Genomic DNA, 22,762 nt, shown 5'->3' with positions numbered 1-22,762 from the left:
TTGTCGACGGACTGGTGGAGGTGGCGGGAGTCGAACCCGCGTCCGAAGGCGTTAAATGCCCGGATCTACATGCTTAGCTCGCCGTTCAATCTCGTTCCGCGACAAGTACGGTGGGCAAAACGCACCGCGGAACCAGCCTGATTGATTTAGCCTAGGACCGCCAGGCGGCAGCGTTCGGCGATCTCATGATAATGACCCTACACCGACGAGCATGAGCACAAGTGGGTTCGGGGCTTACGCCTTAAGCGGCGAGAGCGTAGTTGTCGTCGTTGGCAACTATGAGTTTGCTGCTGGATTAACGAGGAAAGCTGCCCCCTCGGCATGCACCAAGTCATCTCACTACCCCCGTCGAAGCCAGGACACCCCCGGGGAAAACGATCTGACCGCGCCAGTATATGGGGGCATCGATCGCAACGGCAATGGCGCATGCTGAAGACGACCCTATCGGATGCGCGCTGGGCAAACATTGATCAACGTCAAGCCGAGTGTTGTTAGGCCGTTAACGCAACGTCTATACTTGGTGTCTTGCGTGCTCCCGTATCCGTCGCACTCGTGGGAATGATCTCGATGACTCGATTGCCATTGCTTGGCCTGACCGTGGCCACAGCCCTCTTCGCCGCCAGCAACGCCCACGCCGAAGGCGACAAGGCCGCCGGACGCGCCCTGGTCTATACCTGCGCCGGTTGCCATGGCGTGCCCGGTTACACCAATGCCTACCCGCAGTACCCGGTACCGAAGATCGCCGGCCAGAACGAGCTGTACATCGTCAATGCGCTGCACGGCTACCAGAGTGGCGACCGCAAGCACCCGACCATGGGCGCGCAGGCGCAGAGCCTGTCCGGCACGGACATCCAGAACATTGCCGCCTATCTCTCCAGCCTCGCCAAGTAAGTTGCCAAGGATTCCCCGCATGAAACGTGTGCTTACCCTGCTTTCATTCGGCGTCGCGCTGGCGTTCGCCTCCACTTCGCTGCTGGCCAACGGCAGCATCGAGAACGGCAAGCAGAAAGCCGCCGCCTGCTTCGCCTGCCACGGCACCGACGGCAACTCGGTCGACCCGCAGTACCCGCGCCTCGCCGGCCAGTACAACCTCTACCTGCAGCGCGTGCTGCACGAGTACAAGGACGGCCAGCGCGACAACCCGATCATGAAGGGCATGGTGGCCACCTTGTCCGACCAGGACATCGAGGACGTTGCCGCGTACTTCTCCAGCCTGCCGAGCAAGCTCGACACGCTGAAGGACCACGTCAGCGGCAGCAAGTAAGTCCGTCGCAAGCCGCACGCTCGCCAAGGCCCGCTCCCGCGGGCCTTGGCTTTTTTGTGACCGGCGCTAGGCGATCGCCGACTTGCCTTCGGCCTTGCTGTAATACGGCTTCTCGCCGCCGGAATGATCGGTGGCGTCGCGCACCGCGGTGACCTCGGGCACCCGTTCGCGCAAGGTCTTCTCCACACCCTGCTTCAGCGTCACGTCGACCATGCCGCAGCCATGGCAGCCGCCGCCGAACTGCAGCAGTACCGCGCCGTCGGCATCGACCTGCAACAGGCTGACCCGGCCGCCGTGCGAGGCCAGCTTCGGATTGATTTCCGCCTCCAGCACGTAGCGCACACGCTCGATCAGCCCCGCCTCGACGCCGGGCACGTCGCCCTTGATCTTCGGCGCGCGGATATTCAGCTGGCCGCCGGTGGCATTGGGTTCGAAATCGATGCTGGCCTGATCCAGCCAGCTGGCACTGTCGCCATCGACATGGAAGTCGAAGCCGGCGCATTCGATCGTCCATTCCCCGCCGGCAAGGTCCTCCCGCTCGCAGAACTCCAGTTCGCAGTTGGCCGCCGGCGTCCCCGGGGAGGTCACCCGCAGGCGGATGCCCAGTCCATCGATGCCTTGTTGGGAAAGAAGCCGCAAAAAATGCTGCTGCGCGCGCTCGGAAATCTCGATCATGCCTGTTCCACTCTCGCCATACGGGTGCCGGTGAACCTCACCGGTGAATCAGCACCATTTTAGTCCTGTTTTGAAACCGATGCGCGCTTTGACTTTTGCATGCGCAACTCCGACGCTTCGCATCCGACTTTCAGCCCACAGGGAGCTCCCATGAACAGCAACGACCTGGCCACCCGCCATTGCCGGCCGTGCAAAGGCAAGGAACACGCACTGGACGCCACGCAGGTGACCGAGCTGCTGCAGCTGCTGCCCGGCTGGCAATTGCGCCACGACGGTGCGGCCATCATCAAGGATTTCCGTTTCGCCGACTTCCACCACACGCTCGGCTTCATCAATGCGGTGGGTTTCATAGCCAATCAGGAGGACCATCACCCGGACCTCGAGGCCGGCTACGGCCATTGCCAACTGCTGTGGTCGACCCATGACGTGGGCGGCCTGTCACTGAACGATTTCATCTGTGCGGCGCGGGTCGAGGCCCTGCTGGCGCGCTGATCAGAAATCGGTGCGCGACTTCTCCTGCATCCACACCAGCCGCTTGCCCTTCACCGCCAGCACGTCGAGGAAATCCTTGAGGTCGTCGGGCAACGGCGCGGAGAAGCTGTAGGCGCGCCCGTCCAGATCGAAGCTCATGTGCGAGGCATGCAGGAACATCCGGTTCAGGCCCATCTCGCGGTAGCGCTTGTTCATCTCCCGATCGCCGTACTTCGGGTCGCCAGCCAGCGGATGGCCGATGTGCGCAGCATGCACGCGGATCTGGTGGGTGCGACCGGTACCGAGCGTGGCCTGCATCAGCCGGGCGCTGGGGTACTGCTCCATCTCGCGGAAGAACGTCAGCGACGGCTTGCCGCTGTCGGACACCCGCACCATCCGCTCGCCGCCCTGCATCACCGATTTCAGCAGCGGCGCGTTGACGTCGAACTTCGCCTTGGACGGATGGCCGAGCATCAGGCACAGGTACTGCTTGGTGACCTCGCCGGCACGGATCGCCGCCTGCAATCCGGTCAGCCCCGCCCGGGTACGGGCAAATACCAGTACGCCGCTGGTGTCGCGGTCCAGCCGGTGCACCAGTTCCAGATGTTCCTGCGGGCGGGCCGCGCGCAGCAGCTCGATCGCGCCATGGCTGACCCCGCTGCCGCCGTGGCTGGCCACGCCGGCCGGCTTGTCGATCACCAGGAAATGCTTGTCCTCGAAAATGACCGTGTCGGCCAGCCCGGCCACCTGGCCGCTCGGCGGCCCTTCCCGTTCCGGCCGTTCCGCCACCCGTACCGGCGGGATACGCAGGGTATCACCCTCGACGAGACGGGTATCCGGCTTGGCCCGCTTGCCGTTCACACGCACCTGGCCGGTACGCAAAAGCCGGTAAATCATGCTCTTGGGCACGCCCTTGAGCAGATTCACCAGCGCGTTGTCGATGCGCTGGCCGTCCCGCTCCGGGCCGATCTCGACTTGACGTACACCGTGAGGTGCGTCATGGGAAGTTGCCGTCTGCATTGAAAAAAACCTGATGAAATAGGATACTCGGCGGGCGCCACATTCTGCCCGCCGAAGTCTGGATCGGGTCGAGTGCCCGCCCGTAACGTCGGCGAGGATTGCTCCGGTTGCCTTCGGGCGGCCAGTCGCGACTCCCTTTCATCGTAACGGTTCGGGCTGCTGTTTGTCCGATGCGATCGAGGCATCGGGGCGGCAGGCGCGGCTGACCGAATCACCCCGACGCCGGAAACGGTGCCGTTTTTATTGCCGCTTAACCGCAGCGGCGCGATCCCCGGCAGGCCGCCATTGCGGCGCCACCGCGGCACGCGACGCGCGGCCAAGCCGAGGATTACCACCATGAAACGCATGTTGATCAACGCGACTCAGCGTGAAGAGTTGCGCGTGGCCATTGTCGATGGCCAGAACCTGTACGACCTGGACATCGAAATCCCTTCGCGGGAACAGAAAAAGTCCAATATTTACAAGGGTCGAATCACTCGAGTGGAGGCTTCACTCGAAGCCTGCTTCGTCGAGTACGGCGCCGAGCGCCACGGTTTCCTGCCGCTGAAGGAAATCTCCCGCGAGTACTTCACCCCGGGCCTGGACCCGCACAAGGCGAACATCCGCGAACTGGTCAAGGAAGGCCAGGAAGTCGTCGTGCAGGTGGAAAAGGAGGAGCGCGGCAACAAGGGCGCCGCCCTGACCACGTTCATCAGCCTGGCCGGCCGCTACATGGTGCTGATGCCGAACAACCCGAAGGCCGGCGGCGTCTCGCGCCGGATCGAGGGCGAGGACCGGCAGGCACTGAAGGAAGCGCTGGACCACGTGACGGTGCCCGACGATGTCGGCCTGATCGTGCGCACCGCCGGCCTCGGCCGCGATGCCGAAGAGCTGCAGTGGGATCTGGATTACCTGCTGACCCTGTGGAAGTCGATCTCCGAAGCGGCCAGCAAGCAGAAGGCACCGTTCCTGATCTACCAGGAATCGAAGCTGTTCATCCGTGCCCTGCGCGACTATCTGCGCAGCGACATCGGCGAGATCCTGATCGACGAGGAATCGCTGTACAACGATGCCCGCGATTTCATGCAGCAGGTGATGCCCAACGCCCTGCGCAAGCTCAAGCTGTACAAGGACGACACCCCGCTGTTCACCCGCTACCAGATCGAGACGCAGATCGAGAGCGCGTTCGACCGCCAGGTGCGGCTGCCGTCCGGCGGCTCGATCGTGATCGACCAGACCGAAGCGCTGACCGCGATCGACATCAACTCCTCCAAGGCCACCAAGGGCAGCGACATCGAGGAGACCGCGTTCAACACCAACTGCGAGGCGGCGGTGGAGATCGCCCGGCAGTGCCGCATCCGCGATGCCGGCGGCCTGATCGTGATCGACTTCATCGACATGGACAGCCCCAGGCACCAGCGCGAAGTGGAAGACCGTCTGAAGGAGGCGCTGAAACAGGACCGCGCCCGCGTGCAGATCGGCCGCATCTCGCGCTTCGGCCTGCTGGAGATGTCGCGCCAGCGCCTGCGCCCCAGCCTCGGCGAGGCGACCCAGATCGTCTGCCCGCGCTGCGAGGGCCACGGCCACATCCGCGGCGTCGAATCGCTGTCGCTGTCCACCCTGCGCCTGATCGAAGAACACGCGATGAAGGACAACACCGGCCAGGTGCTGGTGCAGGCGCCGAGCAGCGTCGCCAACTTCCTGCTCAACGAGAAGCGCGCCAGCGTGGTCGAGATCGAACTGCGCCACAAGGCGCACGTGGTGATCGTCGCCGACGAGAAGCTGGAAACCCCGCACATCGAGATCCAGCGCATCCGCGAAGCGGACATGGGCGAGCACAGCAAGCCCAGCTACGAGCGCCTGACCGCAGCGGAACCCGCCGAACTGCCGAAGATGGGCCAGGCCCTGGGCAGCGGCGAACAGCCCGCGGTGAGTGGCATCGTGCCGGCCAGCCCGGCCCCGGTGCGTGAGGAAGTCCCCGCGGCCCCGGTTGTTACCGCGCAGCCCGCCATGCGCCGCCAGCCTGCCGCCCCGGCATCGACCCACGGTGCGCCGACCGGCGGCATCATTTCGCGCCTGCTGGGCTGGTTCCGCAGCGCCGAAACGGCGTCGCCGGCCCCGACGCCGGTGGCGAAGCGCGCCGATACCGGCAACGACAGCGGCCAACGCAACCGTCGCGACGAGCGCGGCAATCGCAATGCCAATGGCGCGAACGCCTCGTCGTCGCGCCAGCCGCGCCGCGAAACAGCGCAGCAGCCGTCATCGGCGAAACCGGCGGCGACCCAGCAGCAGGCACGCGGCAACCGCCAGCGCAATAATGAAGCCTCACCGCGGCCCGCACAGCAGGCTCCGGCACAAACCGGCAAGGCAGAGCGCCAGCCCCGACCCGCCAGCGAAAACAATCAGGCACGCGCCGAGCGCAAGCCGAATCCGCCACAGCAGCCCAAGGCCGAACGGCAGCCACGCGCAGCCGCCAATGACGAACGCCCCGCCGCTGCACCGCTGGACGACGCCGCCAAGGAAACCGAGCTGCTGCTCACGCCGCCAGTCACCTCGGCAGTGCCCGCATCCGCCGAAGAAGCGACGGACGCCGACGGCGGCCAGTCGCGCCGCCGGCGTGGCCGTCGGGGTGGCCGCCGCCGTCGCCGTCACGACGAAGGCACCGCGGGCGACGCACCGCTCGACAGCGTGCAGGCCCAGGCGCTCGACGACGAGGATCGCGACGAGGAATCCAGCGTGGCACCGGCAGCCGCCGCCCCGGTCGCTCCCGAAAAATCGCCACGTGAATCGGCACCGCTGACAGCCTCGGCCAACGGCGGCCACACGGCGGCTCCGATCAGCCAGCCCGCGGCTGACAAGCCCGCCGCCACGGTCGACAGCCAGCCACTGGCGGTCGCCGCATCCGTGGCAGCCGTTGCAACGGCATTCAACCTGCCCGTCCTGCCGCCGATTCCCGACCAGGCGAAATCGCCGGCAGCGGACGCCGGACAGGACACGGTCACGATCCACTCCGTCGCCACGTCGGCGCCGGCATCGTCCGATGCGTTGCCGGCGACACCGGCAACGATGACCCACGCTGGCGAAGCTGTGGCGACGATCACGACCGCGGCCGTCATGCCGGCAATCACCATCGCGGCTGAAGCGCCCGCCATCACGCTCGAACGACCGACCCACCACGAAGCGGTGACGGTCGCAGTGCCGCCAGCGACGACAGAGCCGGCAGTTGCGACGACGGCCGAACCGACCGCGGTCACTCTGGCGGTGCCAGCGGACGACCACCACCCCGCGGCTGCCGCGACGGTAACCGACGCCGCAGGTGTGCCCGACGAACCGGCCGATGCCGTCCCGCTGCCGTTGCCCAGGCAGGGTGACCTGCTGGCCGGAGCGACAACGCCGGCAGCGACGGGCGGCGAGGAAGGCAAGTCCGCGTCCGTGCCGCCGCAAGACGAACCCGGCGCGCAGAAGAACGACTCGCTCGGCTGATTCTTCGCCGCACGGCCCCAGGCAGAAAAAAACCGGACGTGCGTCCGGTTTTTTTTCGCTTCAGGCGGTGCCTCCCGCCTGCCATGCCACCCGGGATCAGTTGCCGACGTGATGGTTCGGCGTGTCGATCAGTCCATGCACAGTCATCAGGTGCGCGAGGCTCAGCACGTGATCCACCTGCAGCTTTTCCATCAGCCGCTGCTTGTAGGTGGACACCGTCTTCGGGCTGAGGCTGAGTTGTTCGCCGATGATCGTCAGCGGCTTGCCGCGCACCAGCATCATCGCCACCTCCAGTTCGCGGCTGGACAGCACGTCGAACGGCGAGGCGCTGCCGTCGAGCGTGGCCAGCGCCAGTTGCTGTGCTACGGCCGGCGCGAGGTAACGGCGACCGCCGGCCACCTGCCGCACCGCCGAAACCAGCTCGCCGGCGCTGCAACCCTTGGTCAGGTAACCGAGCGCACCGGCATCGAGCAGCCGCTTGGGAAACCGCGCATCGTCGACCACCGTCACGACGACGATATGCGTGGACATCTTTGATCGGCATACGCGCTCGGTAAGCTCGATACCGCTCATACCAGGCATGTGCACATCCACCAGCGCGATGTCCGGCGCCAGCGTGCGGATCAGGTGCAGGCCCTCTTCGGCACTGCCCGCCTCGCCGGCGACATTGATGTCGGCCTGTTGCTGCAGGATCATCCGGAAGCCGGTGCGAACCAGCTCATGATCGTCCACCAGAACCACGTTGATCACTTGACGCCCTCCCTGGTTGGGCTGCATGAAATTAGGCCGCACAGCGCCCCATTGCAACCAATTCGGCACTTCCGCGGACGAGACGATGCGGCTAGCCGCACGAAGCATCCCCGATGACCCGCAACCGCTGCCAATATCCGCGTCCTGATGCGATGCAACGAACCAACCCGTGCGAAACTCAAGCTGCCTGCCTCACGCCCAGCGGCCCACCGGCGTAACGCGCCAGCACGATCGTGGAAACCGGCCCGGGCATCTCGACGCAAACCTGGCGCCCCATGCGCCGATGCTCGTCGCGAGCCACTTCCCTGGCCAGCGTGATCGCCGGTCCCAGCTGCAGGTCACCGAACAGCTTGACGTTACAGCGGCAGACGTTCCAACTGCCTGCGGCCGTCTGCTTCAGCGAAATAGTCACCATGGCAGCAAGTCCTCCTCATCATGGACGGATCGGCAAGGCGACATGGCGTGCCGTCGACCCAACACCCCATCATCCGCTCCAAGGTGCCACGGGCAGGGGCAAGCGATATGTCGGCACATGCCTACAGCACGTGTACGGAAATCACCGCGCGGTATCAGTACGACCCGCCGCCCTGAGCCAGCGAACACACGGAAACAAGAGAACCGCCCGGAGGCGGTTCTCTTGTTTCCGGCAACTTCGGCGGAATCCATCGAAGCTGCGTATATGGTGCCCAAGGGGGGACTCGAACCCCCACGCCTTGCGGCGCTACCACCTCAAGGTAGTGCGTCTACCAGTTCCGCCACCTGGGCAGGTGTATTGCTCAGTGCTTGACCGGCGGCGCGGGGGCTGCCGGCACCTCGCCCTGACCCTGGGTCGGAGCGGGGGTTGCCGCCGGCTGTGCGGCCGGGACGGCGTTGTTGGTTGCGGCCGGGGCTGCCGGGACTTCCGAGCCGGTCGTCGGTGCGGCCGGAGTCGGCTTGCCAGCAGCGGGATGCTTGTCGGCCAGCGCGCCCATCACGCCCAGATCTTCCGCATTGGTGTGCGGCGCACCATTGCTGTGCAGGTAGATGCCCATGCCGAGGCTGAGCAGGAAGAACAGGCCAGCCAGGACGCCGGTCGCACGGGTCAGGAACGTGGCCGAGCCACGTGCGCCGAACACCGTGGCCGACGCGCCGCCGCCGAAGCCGGAACCGGCGTCGGCACCCGCGCCGTTCTGCAACAGGATCAGCACGATCATCGCCGCTGCAATCAGGATGTAGAACACGCTGAAAATGACGAACATAAGGTTTCTATCGAGCCTGTGGCGCCTGATGCGCCGCGGCGCAGATTCCAAGGAAGTCGGATGCGGCCAGGGAGGCCCCGCCGATCAGACCCCCATCCACGTCCGCCTGCGCGAACAATTCCGCGGCATTGGCCGCCTTGACGCTGCCGCCGTAAAGCAGTCGGGTCAGACGGGCAATCATAACATCTTCTTTTTCCAGTTGGCTACGAATGAAGGCGTGCACCTGCTGCGCCTGCTCCGGGCTTGCGGTATGGCCGGTACCGATGGCCCAGACCGGCTCGTAGGCGATCACCGCCGTATCGAAGCTGGCCACGCCGTTGAGCGCCAGCACGGCCTGCAGCTGCCGCGCGATGGCCGCCTCGGTCTCGCCGGACTGGCGCTGCTCCAGCGTCTCGCCCACGCAGAGGATCGGGGTCAGGCCGCCGGCACGGGCCGCGGCGAACTTGCGCGCCACCAGCGCGTCGCTCTCGCCGTGGTATTGGCGACGCTCGGAATGGCCGACCAGTACCCACTGGGCGCCGACATCGGCGAGCATGGCAGCGGAGACTTCGCCGGTATACGCGCCCTGCCCCTCGTGCTCGCTGACGTCCTGCGCGCCGATGCCGACGCCGGAGTCGGCATGCTGCCAGGCCAGCTCGGCCACATAGGGAAACGGCGGAAACACTGCCACCTCGACGCCATCAGGCATGCCTGCGGCGATGTCGCCCAGCAGGGACTTGGCCATCGAACGGCTGCCGTGCATTTTCCAGTTGCCGGCGACGAGTCTCTTGCGCATGGGCTGCTTCCGCTGCGGTCAAACGGCAAGCTTACCGAGGGCCTCCCGGATGGGCAAACCGACGGACCACTGGCGTCGATTCGCCGGCGCGGTCAAGAATGGCGGCTGGTCCGAAGGAGCTCCGCATGACTGCCTCCCGTCCGCTCAGCCTGGTCACCGGTGGTTCGTCCGGCATCGGCGCGGCGTTTGCCCGGCAACTCGCCGCACTCGGCCACGATCTGGTGCTGACCGCACGGCGCGCCGACCGGCTGGAGGCGCTGGCCGCCGAACTCCGGGAACAACACGTCGCGCAGGTCACCGTACTGCCGTACGACCTGACCGACCCGGCTACGCCGCGGACGCTGTGCGACGAGCTGGAGCGGCGCGGCCTGCAGGTGGACTGGCTGGTCAACAATGCCGGCTACGGCGTGCCGGGCACCTTCGTCGCCAACGACTGGACGACGCATGCGGACTTCCTGCAGGTGCTGCTGACCGCGCCGACCGAACTGGCCTGGCGGCTGCTGCCCGGCATGCGCCAGCGCGGCCACGGCTGCATCATCAACGTCGCCTCGCTGGCCGGGCACGTTCCCGGCCCGGCCGGGCACACCCTGTACGCCGCCAGCAAGGCCTACCTGATCAAGTTCTCGCAGTCGCTCGCGCTGGAGAACCGCGCGGCCGGAGTGAATGTCTGCGCGTTGTGCCCGGGTTTCACCTGGTCGGAATTCCACGATGTCACCCGCACCCGCGACAAGATGAACAAGCTGCCCGGCTTCATGTGGCTGAGTGCGGAAGAGGTGGTGCGCCAGGGCATCGCGGCGGTCGAGCGCGGCGATGCCGTGTACATCCCCGGCCGGGTCAACCGGGCCATCAAGACGATGGTGCAACTGCTGCCGGACCGGCTGGCGCTGTGGCTTTCGGCGCGTGAATCGAAGCGCTACCGGAATACCCGGATCTAGCCGACCCCTGCCGCCTGCGCAAGCGTTGCTCGATCTCGCCACGGCCTCCAACGACATGTCCCTGCTTCCGACCCGGATGCGCCAAGCGAGCAGACCGGAGCCGGCACCCGGCTCAACCACAATTGCGTGCAGGTGGTCGGCGCGGTCGAGCCGCATACCGATTCATCTCCGCTACGCCGCCGTGCCGTATCTCAATCCCCGACGTGCCCGAAGACGCCGCACCAGCTTCTTCCGTCAGCCTATGCCCGGCTGCAACATCGTGCTGCCGCCGCATCGCAACCTGGCCGAAGCGCTGGGCCCGGTTTCAGATCAGCTTGATCTCGCGCAGCCGCTGCAGCAGGTACTCGTGCGAGGTGATCGAGGTATCGTAGCGGCGCGGGTTGTCCGCGGTGACGCACGAATCCAGCGGATCCAGCACCACGTCCGGGTTCGGGTGCAGGAAGAACGGCACCGAATAGCGCGGCTTGCGTGCGTTCTCGTTCCTCGGGTTGACCACGCGGTGCGTGGTGGACGGGAACACGTGGTTGGAGAGCCGCTGCAGCATGTCGCCGATGTTCACCACGATGGCGTCGCCCTCGGTGGTGATCGGCAACCATTCGCCTTCGCGGGTGAGCACTTCCAGCCCTTCCGCGCTGGCGCCGACCAGCAGGGTGATGAAGTTGATGTCCTCGTGCGCGCCGGCGCGCACGTTCGGGATGTTCTCTTCCGTGATCGGCGGGTAGTGGATCGGCCGCAGGATCGAGTTGCCGACGTCGGTCTTGTCCTCGAAGAAGTTCTCCGGCTCGCCGATGTGCAGGGCCAGCGCGCGCAGCACGCGGGTGCCGAGCTGGTCCAGCGCCCGGTACAGGCCGTAGCCGTATTGCCTGAAGTCCGGCACCTCGGCGGGCCAGATGTTCGGCGGCATCACGTCGGCGAATTTCGAATCGCGCGGAATCTCGCGGCCGATGTGCCAGAACTCCTTGAGGTCGGCGTACTGGCTGTCCTTGGCGGTTTCCACCTTGAACGGGGTATAGCCGCGCGCACCGCCGGCGCCGGCGACGTGGTACTTCATCTTGGTTTCGGTGGGCAGCGCGAAGAAGCGCCGGAACACGTCGTACGAGCCGTCGATCAGCTCGCTCGCGATGCCGTGGCCGCTGATGCAGCAGAAACCGAATTCGCGGTAGGCCGCGCCGATCTCGGCGACGAAAGCGTCTCGATCGCTGTCGTAACGGCGGATGTCGAGGGTGGGAACATTCTTCATGGGCTGTAGTCACCGGGTTGGGCGTGCGGGTGATTCATCCGCCACCGCATGAGGCGGGGCACGTCGGGCCAATCCATGGCGACCCGGTACAGCTGCAGGTTCACGATCGTTCGGCTGCGGATTTTACAATCCCGGCGAGCTTCCCCGCCAACTGCCGTACTTCCGCTTCGTCGGCACCCTCGATCGTGACGCGCACCAGCGGCTCGGTGCCGGAAGCGCGCAACACCACCCGGCCGCGGCCGTGCAGGATCTGCTCCACCTCGGCCTGTGCCTGCTTCACCTCGCTGCTGGACAAGGCCTCACGGGCGCCGTCGGCGCGTACGTTGAGCATCACCTGGGGCATCTTCTGCAGGCCCTGCCGCGCCACGGCCAGATCCTCACCGGAGCGCGCCAGCGCTTCCAGCACGGCCAGCGCGGCAATGATGCCGTCGCCGGTGGTGGCACGGTCCAGACACAGGATGTGGCCAGAGGTTTCGCCGCCGAGCATGCCGTGATGCTCCTTCAGCTGCCGCAGCACATAGCGGTCGCCCACGTTGGCGCGGATCAGCGGCACGTCGAGCCCGGCCAGCGCCAGCTGCAGGCCGTAGTTGCTCATCAGGGTACCCACCACCGGCCCGTGCAGCGTCCCCTGCGCATGCCAGCTGCGCGCCAGCACGTACAGGATGTCGTCACCGTCGGCCAGCGCACCGTGCCGGTCGACCAGTTGCACGCGGTCGCCGTCGCCGTCGAACGCGATGCCGATATCGGCGCCATGCTCCAGCACCGCCCGCTGCAAGGCCTGCGGATGGGTCGAGCCGACCTCGCGGTTGATGTTGAAGCCGTCCGGCTTGTCGCCGATGGCGACCACCTCGGCGCCCAGCTCGGCAAACACCTTCGGCGCCACCTGGTAGGTCGCGCCGTGGGCGCAGTCCAGCACCAGCCGAAGCCCGTGCAGGCTGAAATCCTCGGCCACGGTGGACTTGCAGTACTCCGCATAACGGGCCACCGCATCGTCGATCCGGCGCGCCTTGCCGAGCCGTTCGGACGGCACCGTGGCGAACGCGGCGTCGACCTCCTGCTCGATCGCCAGCTCGACCTCGTCGGACAGCTTCTCGCCGTCGGCGGAGAAGAACTTGATGCCGTTGTCGTGATGCGGGTTGTGCGAGGCGCTGATCACGATGCCGGTCTGCGCGCGCATCGAGCGGGTCAGGTAGGCCACCGCCGGCGTCGGCATCGGGCCGAGCAGGCCCACGTCGGCACCGGCCGCGACCAGACCCGATTCCAGCGCGGCCTCGAACATGTAGCCCGAGATGCGGGTGTCCTTGCCGATCAGCACCTTCGGTCGCTTGTTGCCATCACGCGCCAGCACGCTGCCGACGGCGCGCCCGAGCTTCAGCATGAAGTCCGCGCTGATCGGCCATTGGCCGACCAGTCCGCGGATGCCGTCGGTGCCGAAATACTTGCGTTGGGTCATGGGCTGCCTGGTGGCGATGATGAGGGGGAAGGAAAGATGAAGGTGCCGCTCAGTCGTCGTCCGGCCAGCGCGGCATGGCCGGCTTCTCGGCGCGCCGCGGCACGGCATCGACCGCATGCACCGCCCGCCACACCGCCAGCGCATCGACGGTGGCAGCCACGTCGTGCACGCGCACCATGCGCGCGCCGCGCTGCGCGGCGATCAACGCCGCTGCCACGGAACCGACAGTCCGCTCCCCCGGCACCCTTCGGCCAGTCATCTCGCCGATCATCGTCTTGCGCGACAAGCCGATGTATGCGCCGCTGCCGAGGTCGGCGAAGCGTTCCAGCGCGCACAGCAGCGCCAGGTTGTGCTGCAGCGTCTTGCCGAAGCCGAAGCCCGGGTCGACCAGCACCTTGCGCCGGTCGATCCCGGCCAGCTCGCAGGCGAACAGCCGGTCTGCGAGGAAGCGGTGCACTTCGCCCACCACGTCGTCGTAGTGCGGCTCGGCCTGCATGCTGCGCGGTTCGCCCTGCATGTGCATCAGGCACAGCGGCACGCCCAGTTCGGCCGCGGCCTCCATGGCGCCGTCGCGGCGCAGCGCGTACACGTCGTTGATCATGCCGGCGCCGGCGGCCACCGCAGCGCGCATCACCTCGGGCTTGGAGGTGTCGATCGCGATCGGCAGCGTGGTGCGCGCGACCAGTTGCTCGATCACCGGCAGCACCCGGCGCAATTCTTCCTCGACCGGCACGTCGGCTGCGCCGGGGCGGGTCGACTCGCCGCCGACGTCGATCATGTCGGCGCCCTCCTCGGCCAGCGCCAAGCCGTGCGCCACGGCCGCCTCCACGCTGTCGTGCGCGCCACCGTCGGAGAACGAATCGGGAGTGACGTTGAGGATGCCGACCACCCGCGCGCGATCGAGCCGCAACGGGCGCCCGGCACAATCCAGCACCGGCGCAAACGGATCGTTCGACATGCTCATGGCCTCGTCAATGTCCGGAAGCGGCGTTCAGGCTTCGATCCTGCCGCCCAGCTCGCCCATGAAGCGGCGATAATGGCGCAGTTCGGCGATCGAGTCGCGGATGTCCGACAGCGCGGTATGCGCCGATTCCTTGCCGACGCTCTTGGCGATCTCCGGCGCCCAGCGCCGGGCCAGCTCCTTGAGCGTGGAGACATCGAGATTGCGGTAGTGGAAGTAGCGCTCCAGCCGCGGCATCTGCCGGTGCAGGAAGCGGCGGTCCTGGCAGATCGAGTTGCCGCACATCGGCGACTTGCCCGGCGGCACCCATGCGCGCAGGAAATCCACCGTGGCCTGCTCGGCCATCGCGTGGTCGGTTTCCGAGATCAGCACCTGCCGCCACAAGCCCGACTTATGGTGCTGGTTGGAGTTCCAGCTGTCCATCGACTCCAGCCGGTCGATCTCGTGGCGGACCGCGAACACCGGCCCATCGGCCAGCACGTTCAGTTCCTTGTCGGTGACAATCGTGGCGATCTCCAGAATCGAGTCGTTGTCGGTGTCAAGGCCGGTCATCTCCAGATCGATCCAGATCAGGTTGTCTTCGTGGGCTTGGCTCATGGGCTCTCCTTGTGCGCCGGAGTTTATCAGCCTTGCCCGCATGCGATGATCCGCGCCATGCAGACTTTTTTCTGGCACGACTACGAAACCTCCGGCGCCGACCCGCGACGCGACCGCCCGCTGCAGTTCGCCGGCATCCGCACCACCCCGGAACTGGAAATCGTTGGCGAGCCGGTGATGTTCTACGGCAAGCCGCCGCTGGAGATGCCGCCCCACCCCGATGCCTGCCTGATCACCGGGATCACCCCGCAGCAGGCCGAGCGCGAAGGGCTCGGCGAAGCCGAATTCGCCGCCCGCGTACACGAGCAGCTGGCCGCGCCCGGCACCTGCGGCGTGGGCTACAACTCGCTGCGTTTTGACGACGAATTCACCCGCCAGATGCTTTACCGCAACTTCTACGAGCCGTACGGCCGCGAGTGGGAGAATGGCAATTCACGCTGGGACCTGATCGACCTGGTCCGCATGTGCCAGGCGCTGCGGCCCGAAGGCATCGTCTGGCCGGCCCGCGAGGACGGCTCGCCCAGCTTCAAGCTTGAACATCTGGCCAGCGCGAACGGGCTCACCCAGGAGCGCGCCCACGACGCGCTGTCGGACGTCCATGCGCTGATCGAGCTGGCCCGGCTGATTCGCGTGCGCCAGCCGCGGCTGTGGGACTGGTACTACGCCCTGCGGCGCAAGCAGAAGGTGTTCGAACTGCTCGACGTGGTGCACATGACGCCGCTGGTGCACGTTTCCTCGCGCTATCCGGCCAGCCGCCACTGCCTGGCCGTGATCGCGCCGCTGGCACCGCACCCGAGCCGCCCCGGCGAGGTGATCGTGTACGACCTCGCCACCGATCCCGCCACATGGCTGGCGCTGGACGAGGACGAGATCGCCGACCGCATCTTCACCGCGCGCGCCGACCTGCCCGAGGACGTCGAGCGCATCCCGCTGCGCACCGTGCGCGCCAATCACGCCCCGGCGCTGGCGCCGCTGTCGGTGCTGCAGGGCGTGGACCTGGATCGCCTGCAGCTGGACCTGACGCGCTGCCAGGCGCACCGCGACGCGCTGCACGCCGTCGACGGACTGGCGGAAAAACTGCGCCGCGTGTTCCAGCGCGCGGCCGAACTGCCACCGCCGGAAGATCCCGAACTGGCCCTGTACGGCGGCGGCTTCCTGCCTGACGCCGACAAACACCTGCTGGCCCAGGTGCGCGCCACGCCACCGCGCGAGCTGGGCACCCGCGCGTTCCCCTTTCGCGATCCACGCTATCCGGAACTGCTGTTCCGCTACCGCGCGCGCAACTGGCCCGAGACGCTGGATGCCGGGGAACACGCGCGCTGGGAAAGCTTCCGCCAGGCGCGCCTCACCCGCCACACGCCGCTGACCGGACTCACCCTCGACGACTACTTCACCCGCCTCGACGAACTGCGCCGCGATCCGCAGGCACGCGACAAGCTGGCCCTGCTCGATCAGCTGCAGGTCTGGGGCGAACGACTCGCCGCCAGCATCGACAATAATCCCCCCACCTGAGGCGGGCACCACCCGCCTCCGCAGCATTCCGAAAATCCGGCGGGCACTGCCCGCCCTACCGAGTCCTTCGACAACCCGCCATGGCCCAAAGCTATTTCACCCACGCCACCTTCCGCTTCCTGCGCGCACTTGAGCGCAACAACAACCGCGAATGGTTCCACGCGCACAAGGACGACTACGAACGCCATGTGCGCGAGCCGTTCCTGCGGCTGATCACCGACCTGCAGGCGCCGCTGGCAAAGATCAGCCCGCACTACCGCGCCGACCCGCGCAAGAACGGCGGTTCGCTGTACCGCATCTACCGCGACACCCGCTACTCCAACAACAAGCTGCCGTACAAGTCGTGGCAGGGTTCGCACTTCTTCCACCAGCGCCGGCACGAGATCCAGGCGCCCGGGTTCTACCTGCACATCGAGCCAGGCGAATGCTTCGCCGGCGGCGGCATGTGGCACCCGGAGCCGGATGCGCTGAAGCACATCCGCGAGTTCCTGGTCGACAACCCGGCCGCGTGGAAGCGGGCCACGCGGAGCAGGGCGTTTCGCGAGCACTTGCAGCTGGGCGGCGAAGCGCTGACCCGCCCGCCGCGCGGCTACGACCCCGCGCATGAATTGATCGACGACCTCAAGCGCAAGGATTTCATCGCCAGCGCCACCTTCAGCGAGGCGCTGGCCTGCTCCGACGAGATTCTGCCCTGGACGCTGGCCACCTTCAGGCAGGTCGCGCCACTGGTCGACTACCTGTGCGCGGCGCAGGAGCTGGAGTTCTAGCCGACAACCAGCACGCGCTGCCGCGCGGCCAGCAGCCATGCCGCCACGGCGATGCCGATCACGGCGGTGAACGCCACGTAATGCGCCGGTGCGAGCACGCCGAACTGCTTCACCAGCAGGCCGATCAAGGGCGGCGTGAGTCCGCCGAACAGCGCATAGGCGACGTTGTAGGAGAACGACAAGCCGGAGAAACGCACCGCCGGCGGAAATGCCGCCACCATCAGCGCCGGCACCACGCCGACCACGCCCACGGCGAAGCCGGCCAGCGCGTACCACGCGACGAAATGGGTGGCACCGCCCTGCAGGTCCAGATACAGCGCATAGCCGCACGCCAGCAGGCCGACCGCACCAGCGCGCAGTGCGCGCGCACAACCGATGCGGTCGGCCAGCCAGCCGTAGCAGAGACAACCCAGTGCCAGCGCGAACGAAGCCACGCTGTTGCCGAGGAACGCGCGCGCCGGCGCCACATGGAACACCGACTGTGCCAGCGTCGGCGTCATCAGGATCAGCACCACGATCGCCGCGGTGAGCATCCAGGTCACCAGCATCGACAACAGCACGCCGGGCAGGTGCCGTTCGAGCACCTGCCGCAGCGGCAGGCCCGTCGCCAGCTCCTTGCGCGCATGCATCGCCTCGAACACCGGCGTCTCGCTGAGCCAGCGGCGCAGCCATACCGCGAAGAAACCGAATATGCCGCCGACCAGGAACGGCAGTCGCCAGCCATGGTCGAGCACCTCGGCCGGGCTCATCCGGGCGTTGATCGCCGCAGCCATCAGCGAGCCGATCAGGATGCCCACGGTGAGCCCCGAGGTGAGGCTGGCGCAGGCAAAGCCGATCCGCTGCGGCGGCACGTGTTCGGCCACGAACACCCACGCGCCGGGCACCTCGCCGCCCACCGCGATGCCCTGCACCACGCGCAGCAGCAGCAACAGCAGCGGCGCCAACATGCCGACCTGCGCGTACACCGGCAGCAGGCCGATGGCCAGGGTCGGCACCGCCATCAGGAACACGCTGAGCGTGAACATCCGCTTGCGCCCCAGCTTGTCGCCGTAGTGCGCCATCACGATGCCGCCCAGCGGGCGCGCCAGGTAACCCGCGGCGAAGATGCCGAACACCTGCAACTGGGCCAGCCAGGGCGCCGTGCCGGGCGGGAAGAACAGGTGGCTCAGCGGGATCGCGAAGAACACGAACACCACGAAATCGTAGAACTCCAGCGCGCCGCCCAGCGCGGACAGCAGCAAGGTCCTCACGTCGCGCCGGCGCAGGCGGCCCCGGTCGACTATGGACGGCGCATTCATCAACGGACGACCTCAACGGTGGAAGGCGTGCCACCTTACCGCAGATCGCCCCCGCCTTCGTGGCCTCGGGCATGGCAGACGGCACCCGAGGTGTGCTTGACTTGGCGCGCCATGCGCCGCCCCGGCATGCGCATGGACACGCCAGGTATCTCCTTCCCTTCGCAGCAGGAGTTTCCACGATGAGCATGAGCAAGCGTCTCGGTGCCGAATTCTTCGGCACGTTCTGGCTGGTGTTTGGTGGTTGCGGCAGTGCGATCTTCGCGGCAGCGTTCCCGGAACTGGGCATCGGTTTCGCCGGCGTGGCGCTGGCCTTCGGCCTCACCGTGCTGACCATGGTCTACGCGGTCGGCCACATCTCCGGCGGGCATTTCAACCCGGCAGTCACCGTGGGCCTGTGCGCCGGCGGCCGCTTTCCGGCGAAAGACGTGGTGCCGTACGTGGTGATCCAGGTGCTCGGCGCGATCGCCGCCGCTGCCGTCCTGTACATCATCGCCAGCGGCAAGGCGGGTTTCGACGTGGCCGCCGGCAGCTTCGCCGCCAACGGCTACGGCGAGCACTCGCCCGACCACTACTCGCTGTACGCCGCGATCGTGGCCGAGCTGGTGCTCACCGCGTTCTTCCTGATCGTGATCCACGGCGCCACCGACAAGCGCGCGCCGGCCGGTTTCGCCGGCATCGCGATCGGCCTGTCGCTGACCCTCATCCACCTGGTCGGCATCCCGATCACCAATACCTCGGTCAACCCGGCCCGCTCGACCGGCGTGGCACTGTTCCACGGCGGCTGGGCGATCGAGCAGTTGTGGGTGTTCTGGCTGGTGCCGCTGATCGGCGGCGCCCTCGGCGGGTTGATCTACCGCTACCTGCTGGAAAACCGCGACTGATGCACGACAGGACCCCGCCAGACGGCGGGGTCCCCGTTTCAGGCCTCGGAAAACGGGAAAGCCAGCACGTCGGCAATCGCGTCGGTGTCGGCCAGGCACATCAGCAGGCGCTCCACGCCCAGCGCCACGCCGGCGGCGTCGGGCATGGCGTCAAGCACGCCGAGCAGGCGTTCGTCGAGCGGGATCTCGCACAGGCCGCGCGCGCGACGTACCGCGTTGTCGCGCTCGAACCGCGCGCGTTGTTCGGCTGCATCGTTCAACTCGTGGTAGCCGTTGGCCAGTTCGTAGCAGCCCAGGTAAAGCTCGAAACGCTCGGCCAGCGGCGGCTCGCCGGGGCGGATTTTCGCCAGGGCGCACTGGCTGGCCGGGTAGTCGTGGATCACCGTGATGCGGTCGCGCGGGAATGCCGGCTGCAGCTTGTGCGTGATCAGCAGGTCCAGCCAGTCGTCGTGACCGAGGCCTGCCGGGTCGATGCCGGATTCGGCCAGCAGCATGTGGAGCTCATCGATGGCGGCATGCACCGGATCGATCCCCAGCTCGTCGAGGAACAGCTGCCGGTAGCTCGTCAGCAGCACCTCCGCGCGCCGCCCCGTCATCGCCAGCGCGGCCTCGACCAGTTCGATGGTTTCCTGCATCAGCCGGCGATGGTCCCAGCCGACGCGGTACCACTCCAGCATGGTGAATTCGGGATTGTGCCGCCCGCCCGCCTCGCCGTTGCGGAATACCCGGCCCAGCTCGTAGCAGTCGCCGATGCCGGCGGCAAGCAGCCGCTTCAACGGATACTCCGGCGAGGTGCGCAGCCAGCGCTCGCGCGCGCCGGCATCGACGTGGCCGCTGAAGCGCGTGCTGAAGCTTTCGATGTTCGGTTCGGTATTGCCGGCCACGGAAAGGACCGGCGTTTCCACTTCCAGCACGTGGCGTTCGGCGAAATACGCACGGATCAGTGCGTACAGCTGCGCACGCAATCGCAGCGCAGCGAGTGGTTCGATGCCCATCAACCGGCCTCGTGCCCGCTCAGCAGCGCCAGCAGCTGCGCCTCGTCCCACACCGGCACGTCCAGTTCCTGCGCCTTGTCCAGCTTGGAGCCGGCGGCTTCGCCGGCGACCACCACGCTGGTCTTCTTCGACACCGAGCCGGACACCTTGGCGCCAAGCGCTTCGAGCCGGTCCTTCGCCTCGTCGCGGCCGAGCGAGGCCAGCGTGCCGGTGAGCACGAAGGTCTGCCCTGCCAGCGGTGCCGTCGCTGCTTTCGCCGCGTGCGGGATCGCTGCAAGCAGGCGCTGCATCGCTGCCTCGGCCTCGCGCAGTTCGGCCAGCGCGGCCGGGTCGGCCAGGTGGTTCTGCAGGCTGGTCGCCGCCGCCTGCGGCACGCCGGCGGTGATCCAGTGCGCCGGTCCACCAGCCTGCAGGCGGTCGAGCGTGGGGAAATGTTGCGCCAGCAACGTGCAGCTCCTGGGGCCGAGCTTGTTGACATGGGCCATGCCCAGCAGCACGCCCAGGTCCAGGCGCTCGCGCAGCAGCGGCGAGGGCGTGCCTTCGTCGCTGAACGCGATGCCGGCTTCGAGCAGCGCATCGACGACCCGCTCGTTGCCCGCCTGCGCGAAGAAGCCGGCGATCGAAGTGGCCACTTCACTGCCCACGTCCGGCAGCACGCGCAGCACGGCGGCAGGCATGCTGCGCACGAAGTCGAGCCGACCGAGCCAGGCCGCCAGCGTCTTCGCCGTGCTTTCGCCGATGTGCATGATGCCCAGCGCGAACAGGAAACGCGCCAGGGTGGTATGCCTGCTGGCCTCGATCCCGGCCACCAGGTTTTCCGCCCACCTGGTCGCCACCTTGCCGGCCTTGACGGTTTCCGGGGTAGTCCCATCGCGCTCGTCGATGCGGCGCTTCATCTCGACGAAATCGTCCACGCCCAGGCCGTACAGGTCGGCCGGCGAGTGCACGATGTCGAGTTCCACCAGCGCCTCGGCGAAGCGTTCGCCCAGGCCCTCGATGTCCATCGCGCGGCGCGAGGCGAAGTGGATCAGCGCCTCCTTGCGCTGCGCGGCGCAGATCAGTCCGCCGGAGCAGCGCCACGCGGCAGCGCCCTCCTCGCGCAGCAGTTCGGAGCCGCACACCGGGCAGCGCGCAGGCATGTGCCAGGGACGCGTATGCGGCGGCCGCAGCTCGGGCATCACGCGCACCACCTCCGGGATCACGTCGCCGGCGCGGCGCACGATCACGGTGTCGCCCACGCGCACGTCCAGCCGCGCCACCTGGTCGGCGTTGTGCAGGGTGGCGTTGGTGACGGTGACGCCGGCCACCTGCACCGGCGCCAGCCGCGCCACCGGCGTGGCGGCGCCGGTACGGCCGATCTGGATCTCGATCGCCTCGACGATGGTGGTCTGCTCCTGCGCCGGGAACTTGTGCGCAATGGCCCAGCGCGGCGCGCGCGAGACGAAGCCCATCTCGCGCTGGCCGGCGTAGTCGTCCAGCTTGTAGACCACGCCGTCGATGTCGTAGGGCAGGCTGTCGCGCTTGGCGCCGATGCGGCGGTAGTAGGCGATCAACCCGTCGAAGCCGCGCGCGGTGTCCACTTCCGGCGACACGGGGAAACCCCACTCGCGCAGCTGACGCAGCGTGGCCGAATGGGTCGGCGGCAGCTCGCCGCCCTCGACCTCACCGACCGCGTAGGCGAAAAAACTGAGACGACGCTTCGCGGTGACCGCCGGGTCGAGCTGGCGCAGCGAACCGGCCGCGCCGTTGCGCGGGTTCGCCAGCGGCTTCTCGCCATGCTTGCGGGCGTACTCGTTGAACGCCTCGAAATCCTTGTGCAGCATGATCACCTCGCCGCGCACTTCCAGCACGTCGGGCCAACCCTTGCCTCGTAATTTCAGCGAACCATCCTCATTTTTTCCGCTGCGCAAGCGCAACGGAATGGCCCGCACCGTGCGCAGGTTGGCGGTCACGTCCTCGCCGGTCTCGCCGTCGCCGCGGGTGGCGCCCTGCACGAACACGCCGTGCTCGTAGCGCAGGCTGATCGCCAGGCCGTCCAGTTTCGGCTCAACCGAAAAGATCGGCTCGCGCCGCTTCAGCGTCTGCTCGATGCGCCGCTCGAACTCGGCCACCTCGCGGAAACGCTCACGCTCGGTGTCGCCGTCCTGCTCGAACGCGTTGCCCAGCGACAGCATCGGGATCGCATGGCGCACCTCGGCAAAGCCGCCCTGCGCCCGAGCGCCGACCTTGCGTGTGGGCGAATCGGGCGAGGCCAGCGCGGAGTATTCGGCCTCCAGCCCCTCCAGTTCGCGCATCAGCCGGTCGTACTCGGCGTCGGTGATGTCCGGGTCGTCGAGCACGTGGTAGCGGTAGTTGGCCTGTTCGATCTGCACCCGCAGCGCGGCGGCGCGGGCGACAGACTCGGCCGGGGCCGGGCGTTCGGTCATGCGGGTCTCCTCGTGAACCCCCCGCAGTTTAACGATACCGGC

21 protein-coding genes, 1 tRNA gene and 1 other RNA gene are annotated in these 22,762 nt (G+C 67.4%); 8 read left to right on the top strand and 15 right to left on the bottom strand.

All coding sequences use genetic code 11. From position 1 onward, the window contains the following. Nucleotides 1-12: 12 nt before the first annotated feature. Nucleotides 13-367, bottom strand: a transfer-messenger RNA (tmRNA) gene (ssrA, locus tag AC1Q5A_RS11715). A 200-nt stretch (nt 368-567) separates the two neighbouring features. Between ssrA and AC1Q5A_RS11710 the strand changes: the two genes are divergently transcribed. Beyond that, entirely contained in the window at nt 568-891 is a 324-nt protein-coding gene (locus AC1Q5A_RS11710) for a c-type cytochrome (protein ID WP_492700895.1), read from the top strand. Between the two features lie 19 nt (nt 892-910). Further along, the gene (locus tag AC1Q5A_RS11705) at nt 911-1,264 is read left to right on the top strand and encodes a c-type cytochrome (RefSeq protein ID WP_492700894.1); all 354 of its coding nucleotides are present in this window, start codon (nt 911-913) and stop codon (nt 1,262-1,264) included. Between the two features lie 66 nt (nt 1,265-1,330). Here the strand turns inward: AC1Q5A_RS11705 and AC1Q5A_RS11700 are convergent, their stop codons facing one another. After that, nucleotides 1,331-1,939, bottom strand: a complete 609-nt coding sequence (locus AC1Q5A_RS11700) for an NfuA family Fe-S biogenesis protein (RefSeq protein WP_492700893.1) — start codon at nt 1,937-1,939, stop codon at nt 1,331-1,333. A 150-nt stretch (nt 1,940-2,089) separates the two neighbouring features. On the opposite strand from AC1Q5A_RS11700, the gene AC1Q5A_RS11695 reads away from it, so the two are divergent. After that, nucleotides 2,090-2,431 carry a 4a-hydroxytetrahydrobiopterin dehydratase gene (locus AC1Q5A_RS11695; protein WP_492700892.1) on the top strand — a complete coding sequence of 114 codons (342 nt, stop codon included), beginning with the start codon at nt 2,090-2,092 and terminating at the stop codon, nt 2,429-2,431. Here the strand turns inward: AC1Q5A_RS11695 and AC1Q5A_RS11690 are convergent, their stop codons facing one another. Continuing rightward, nucleotides 2,432-3,430 (bottom strand): RluA family pseudouridine synthase, encoded by a 999-nt coding sequence (locus AC1Q5A_RS11690; RefSeq protein WP_189339666.1) that lies wholly within the window; start codon nt 3,428-3,430, stop codon nt 2,432-2,434. A 336-nt stretch (nt 3,431-3,766) separates the two neighbouring features. Here AC1Q5A_RS11690 and AC1Q5A_RS11685 point away from each other — a divergent pair, with 336 nt between their 5' ends. After that, on the top strand, nt 3,767-6,892 hold the full coding sequence (locus tag AC1Q5A_RS11685) for a ribonuclease E/G (RefSeq protein WP_492700891.1): 3,126 nt from the start codon (nt 3,767-3,769) through the stop codon (nt 6,890-6,892). Nucleotides 6,893-6,988: 96 nt separating this feature from the next. Here the strand turns inward: AC1Q5A_RS11685 and AC1Q5A_RS11680 are convergent, their stop codons facing one another. The 5 genes from AC1Q5A_RS11680 to tpiA all read right to left on the bottom strand — a co-directional run bounded on the left by AC1Q5A_RS11680 (nt 6,989) and on the right by tpiA (nt 9,655). Beyond that, nucleotides 6,989-7,642, bottom strand: coding sequence for a response regulator (locus AC1Q5A_RS11680; protein WP_492700890.1), 654 nt, complete (start codon nt 7,640-7,642; stop codon nt 6,989-6,991). Between the two features lie 178 nt (nt 7,643-7,820). Further along, nucleotides 7,821-8,057: a hypothetical protein gene (locus AC1Q5A_RS11675; protein WP_492700889.1), complete on the bottom strand. Its 237-nt coding sequence runs from the start codon at nt 8,055-8,057 to the stop codon at nt 7,821-7,823. Nucleotides 8,058-8,322: 265 nt separating this feature from the next. Continuing rightward, nucleotides 8,323-8,407, bottom strand: a tRNA-Leu gene (locus AC1Q5A_RS11670). An 11-nt stretch (nt 8,408-8,418) separates the two neighbouring features. After that, nucleotides 8,419-8,880, bottom strand: a complete 462-nt coding sequence (gene secG / locus AC1Q5A_RS11665) for a preprotein translocase subunit SecG (protein ID WP_492700888.1) — start codon at nt 8,878-8,880, stop codon at nt 8,419-8,421. Between the two features lie 7 nt (nt 8,881-8,887). Next, nucleotides 8,888-9,655 carry a triose-phosphate isomerase gene (gene tpiA / locus AC1Q5A_RS11660; protein WP_492700887.1) on the bottom strand — a complete coding sequence of 256 codons (768 nt, stop codon included), beginning with the start codon at nt 9,653-9,655 and terminating at the stop codon, nt 8,888-8,890. A 125-nt stretch (nt 9,656-9,780) separates the two neighbouring features. Between tpiA and AC1Q5A_RS11655 the strand changes: the two genes are divergently transcribed. Then, a complete protein-coding gene (locus AC1Q5A_RS11655) occupies nt 9,781-10,590 on the top strand; it encodes an SDR family NAD(P)-dependent oxidoreductase (RefSeq protein WP_492700886.1) in 810 nt (269 codons plus the stop codon). 304 nt (nt 10,591-10,894) lie between these two features. Here the strand turns inward: AC1Q5A_RS11655 and AC1Q5A_RS11650 are convergent, their stop codons facing one another. From AC1Q5A_RS11650 to orn, 4 genes are all read right to left on the bottom strand, one after another. Continuing rightward, nucleotides 10,895-11,830, bottom strand: a complete 936-nt coding sequence (locus AC1Q5A_RS11650; RefSeq protein ID WP_492700885.1) for an isopenicillin N synthase family dioxygenase — start codon at nt 11,828-11,830, stop codon at nt 10,895-10,897. Between the two features lie 100 nt (nt 11,831-11,930). Continuing rightward, nucleotides 11,931-13,283: a phosphoglucosamine mutase gene (gene glmM / locus AC1Q5A_RS11645; protein ID WP_492700884.1), complete on the bottom strand. Its 1,353-nt coding sequence runs from the start codon at nt 13,281-13,283 to the stop codon at nt 11,931-11,933. A gap of 49 nt (nt 13,284-13,332) precedes the next feature. Beyond that, entirely contained in the window at nt 13,333-14,247 is a 915-nt protein-coding gene (gene folP, locus AC1Q5A_RS11640; protein ID WP_492700883.1) for a dihydropteroate synthase, read from the bottom strand. 27 nt (nt 14,248-14,274) lie between these two features. Next, nucleotides 14,275-14,841 (bottom strand): oligoribonuclease, encoded by a 567-nt coding sequence (orn, locus tag AC1Q5A_RS11635; RefSeq protein ID WP_492700882.1) that lies wholly within the window; start codon nt 14,839-14,841, stop codon nt 14,275-14,277. 57 nt (nt 14,842-14,898) lie between these two features. Between orn and sbcB the strand changes: the two genes are divergently transcribed. Next, a complete protein-coding gene (gene sbcB, locus AC1Q5A_RS11630) occupies nt 14,899-16,353 on the top strand; it encodes an exodeoxyribonuclease I (protein WP_492700881.1) in 1,455 nt (484 codons plus the stop codon). Between the two features lie 80 nt (nt 16,354-16,433). Then, nucleotides 16,434-17,120, top strand: coding sequence for a DUF2461 domain-containing protein (locus AC1Q5A_RS11625; RefSeq protein ID WP_492700880.1), 687 nt, complete (start codon nt 16,434-16,436; stop codon nt 17,118-17,120). Here the strand turns inward: AC1Q5A_RS11625 and AC1Q5A_RS11620 are convergent. Beyond that, entirely contained in the window at nt 17,117-18,418 is a 1,302-nt protein-coding gene (locus AC1Q5A_RS11620; protein WP_492700879.1) for an MFS transporter, read from the bottom strand. The genes AC1Q5A_RS11625 and AC1Q5A_RS11620 overlap by 4 nt on opposite strands. Before the next feature lie 179 nt (nt 18,419-18,597). On the opposite strand from AC1Q5A_RS11620, the gene aqpZ reads away from it, so the two are divergent. After that, nucleotides 18,598-19,299 (top strand): aquaporin Z, encoded by a 702-nt coding sequence (aqpZ, locus tag AC1Q5A_RS11615; protein ID WP_492700878.1) that lies wholly within the window; start codon nt 18,598-18,600, stop codon nt 19,297-19,299. Between the two features lie 38 nt (nt 19,300-19,337). On the opposite strand, the gene epmA is transcribed toward aqpZ, so the two are convergent. Together epmA and ligA are read right to left on the bottom strand one after the other, a co-directional pair. Further along, nucleotides 19,338-20,294, bottom strand: coding sequence for an EF-P lysine aminoacylase EpmA (epmA, locus tag AC1Q5A_RS11610; protein WP_492700877.1), 957 nt, complete (start codon nt 20,292-20,294; stop codon nt 19,338-19,340). Continuing rightward, on the bottom strand, nt 20,294-22,720 hold the full coding sequence (gene ligA / locus AC1Q5A_RS11605; RefSeq protein ID WP_492700876.1) for an NAD-dependent DNA ligase LigA: 2,427 nt from the start codon (nt 22,718-22,720) through the stop codon (nt 20,294-20,296). The genes epmA and ligA overlap by 1 nt, the downstream gene beginning before the upstream one ends. Nucleotides 22,721-22,762 lie beyond the last annotated feature (42 nt).

It is taken from the genome of Rhodanobacter sp. GW835-FHT13D09, assembly GCF_058793995.1.
Note: the sequence above shows the minus strand (reverse complement) of the source record. Positions and strands in the feature narration are given on the sequence as shown.

Excerpts from the sequence above, each read along its gene's own strand:
- folP (WP_492700883.1), bottom strand. The coding sequence starts at position 14,247 with ATGAGCATGTCGAACGATCCGTTTGCGCCGGTGCTGGATTGTGCCGGG.
- AC1Q5A_RS11710 (WP_492700895.1), top strand. The coding sequence starts at position 568 with ATGACTCGATTGCCATTGCTTGGCCTGACCGTGGCCACAGCCCTCTTC.
- AC1Q5A_RS11700 (WP_492700893.1), bottom strand. The coding sequence starts at position 1,939 with ATGATCGAGATTTCCGAGCGCGCGCAGCAGCATTTTTTGCGGCTTCTT.
- glmM (WP_492700884.1), bottom strand. The coding sequence starts at position 13,283 with ATGACCCAACGCAAGTATTTCGGCACCGACGGCATCCGCGGACTGGTC.
- AC1Q5A_RS11690 (WP_189339666.1), bottom strand. The coding sequence starts at position 3,430 with ATGCAGACGGCAACTTCCCATGACGCACCTCACGGTGTACGTCAAGTC.
- AC1Q5A_RS11705 (WP_492700894.1), top strand. The coding sequence starts at position 911 with ATGAAACGTGTGCTTACCCTGCTTTCATTCGGCGTCGCGCTGGCGTTC.
- tpiA (WP_492700887.1), bottom strand. The coding sequence starts at position 9,655 with ATGCGCAAGAGACTCGTCGCCGGCAACTGGAAAATGCACGGCAGCCGT.
- AC1Q5A_RS11625 (WP_492700880.1), top strand. The coding sequence starts at position 16,434 with ATGGCCCAAAGCTATTTCACCCACGCCACCTTCCGCTTCCTGCGCGCA.
- ligA (WP_492700876.1), bottom strand. The coding sequence starts at position 22,720 with ATGACCGAACGCCCGGCCCCGGCCGAGTCTGTCGCCCGCGCCGCCGCG.
- AC1Q5A_RS11685 (WP_492700891.1), top strand. The coding sequence starts at position 3,767 with ATGAAACGCATGTTGATCAACGCGACTCAGCGTGAAGAGTTGCGCGTG.
- AC1Q5A_RS11675 (WP_492700889.1), bottom strand. The coding sequence starts at position 8,057 with ATGGTGACTATTTCGCTGAAGCAGACGGCCGCAGGCAGTTGGAACGTC.
- AC1Q5A_RS11620 (WP_492700879.1), bottom strand. The coding sequence starts at position 18,418 with ATGAATGCGCCGTCCATAGTCGACCGGGGCCGCCTGCGCCGGCGCGAC.
- AC1Q5A_RS11655 (WP_492700886.1), top strand. The coding sequence starts at position 9,781 with ATGACTGCCTCCCGTCCGCTCAGCCTGGTCACCGGTGGTTCGTCCGGC.
- sbcB (WP_492700881.1), top strand. The coding sequence starts at position 14,899 with ATGCAGACTTTTTTCTGGCACGACTACGAAACCTCCGGCGCCGACCCG.
- epmA (WP_492700877.1), bottom strand. The coding sequence starts at position 20,294 with ATGGGCATCGAACCACTCGCTGCGCTGCGATTGCGTGCGCAGCTGTAC.
- orn (WP_492700882.1), bottom strand. The coding sequence starts at position 14,841 with ATGAGCCAAGCCCACGAAGACAACCTGATCTGGATCGATCTGGAGATG.
- AC1Q5A_RS11650 (WP_492700885.1), bottom strand. The coding sequence starts at position 11,830 with ATGAAGAATGTTCCCACCCTCGACATCCGCCGTTACGACAGCGATCGA.
- AC1Q5A_RS11695 (WP_492700892.1), top strand. The coding sequence starts at position 2,090 with ATGAACAGCAACGACCTGGCCACCCGCCATTGCCGGCCGTGCAAAGGC.
- aqpZ (WP_492700878.1), top strand. The coding sequence starts at position 18,598 with ATGAGCATGAGCAAGCGTCTCGGTGCCGAATTCTTCGGCACGTTCTGG.
- secG (WP_492700888.1), bottom strand. The coding sequence starts at position 8,880 with ATGTTCGTCATTTTCAGCGTGTTCTACATCCTGATTGCAGCGGCGATG.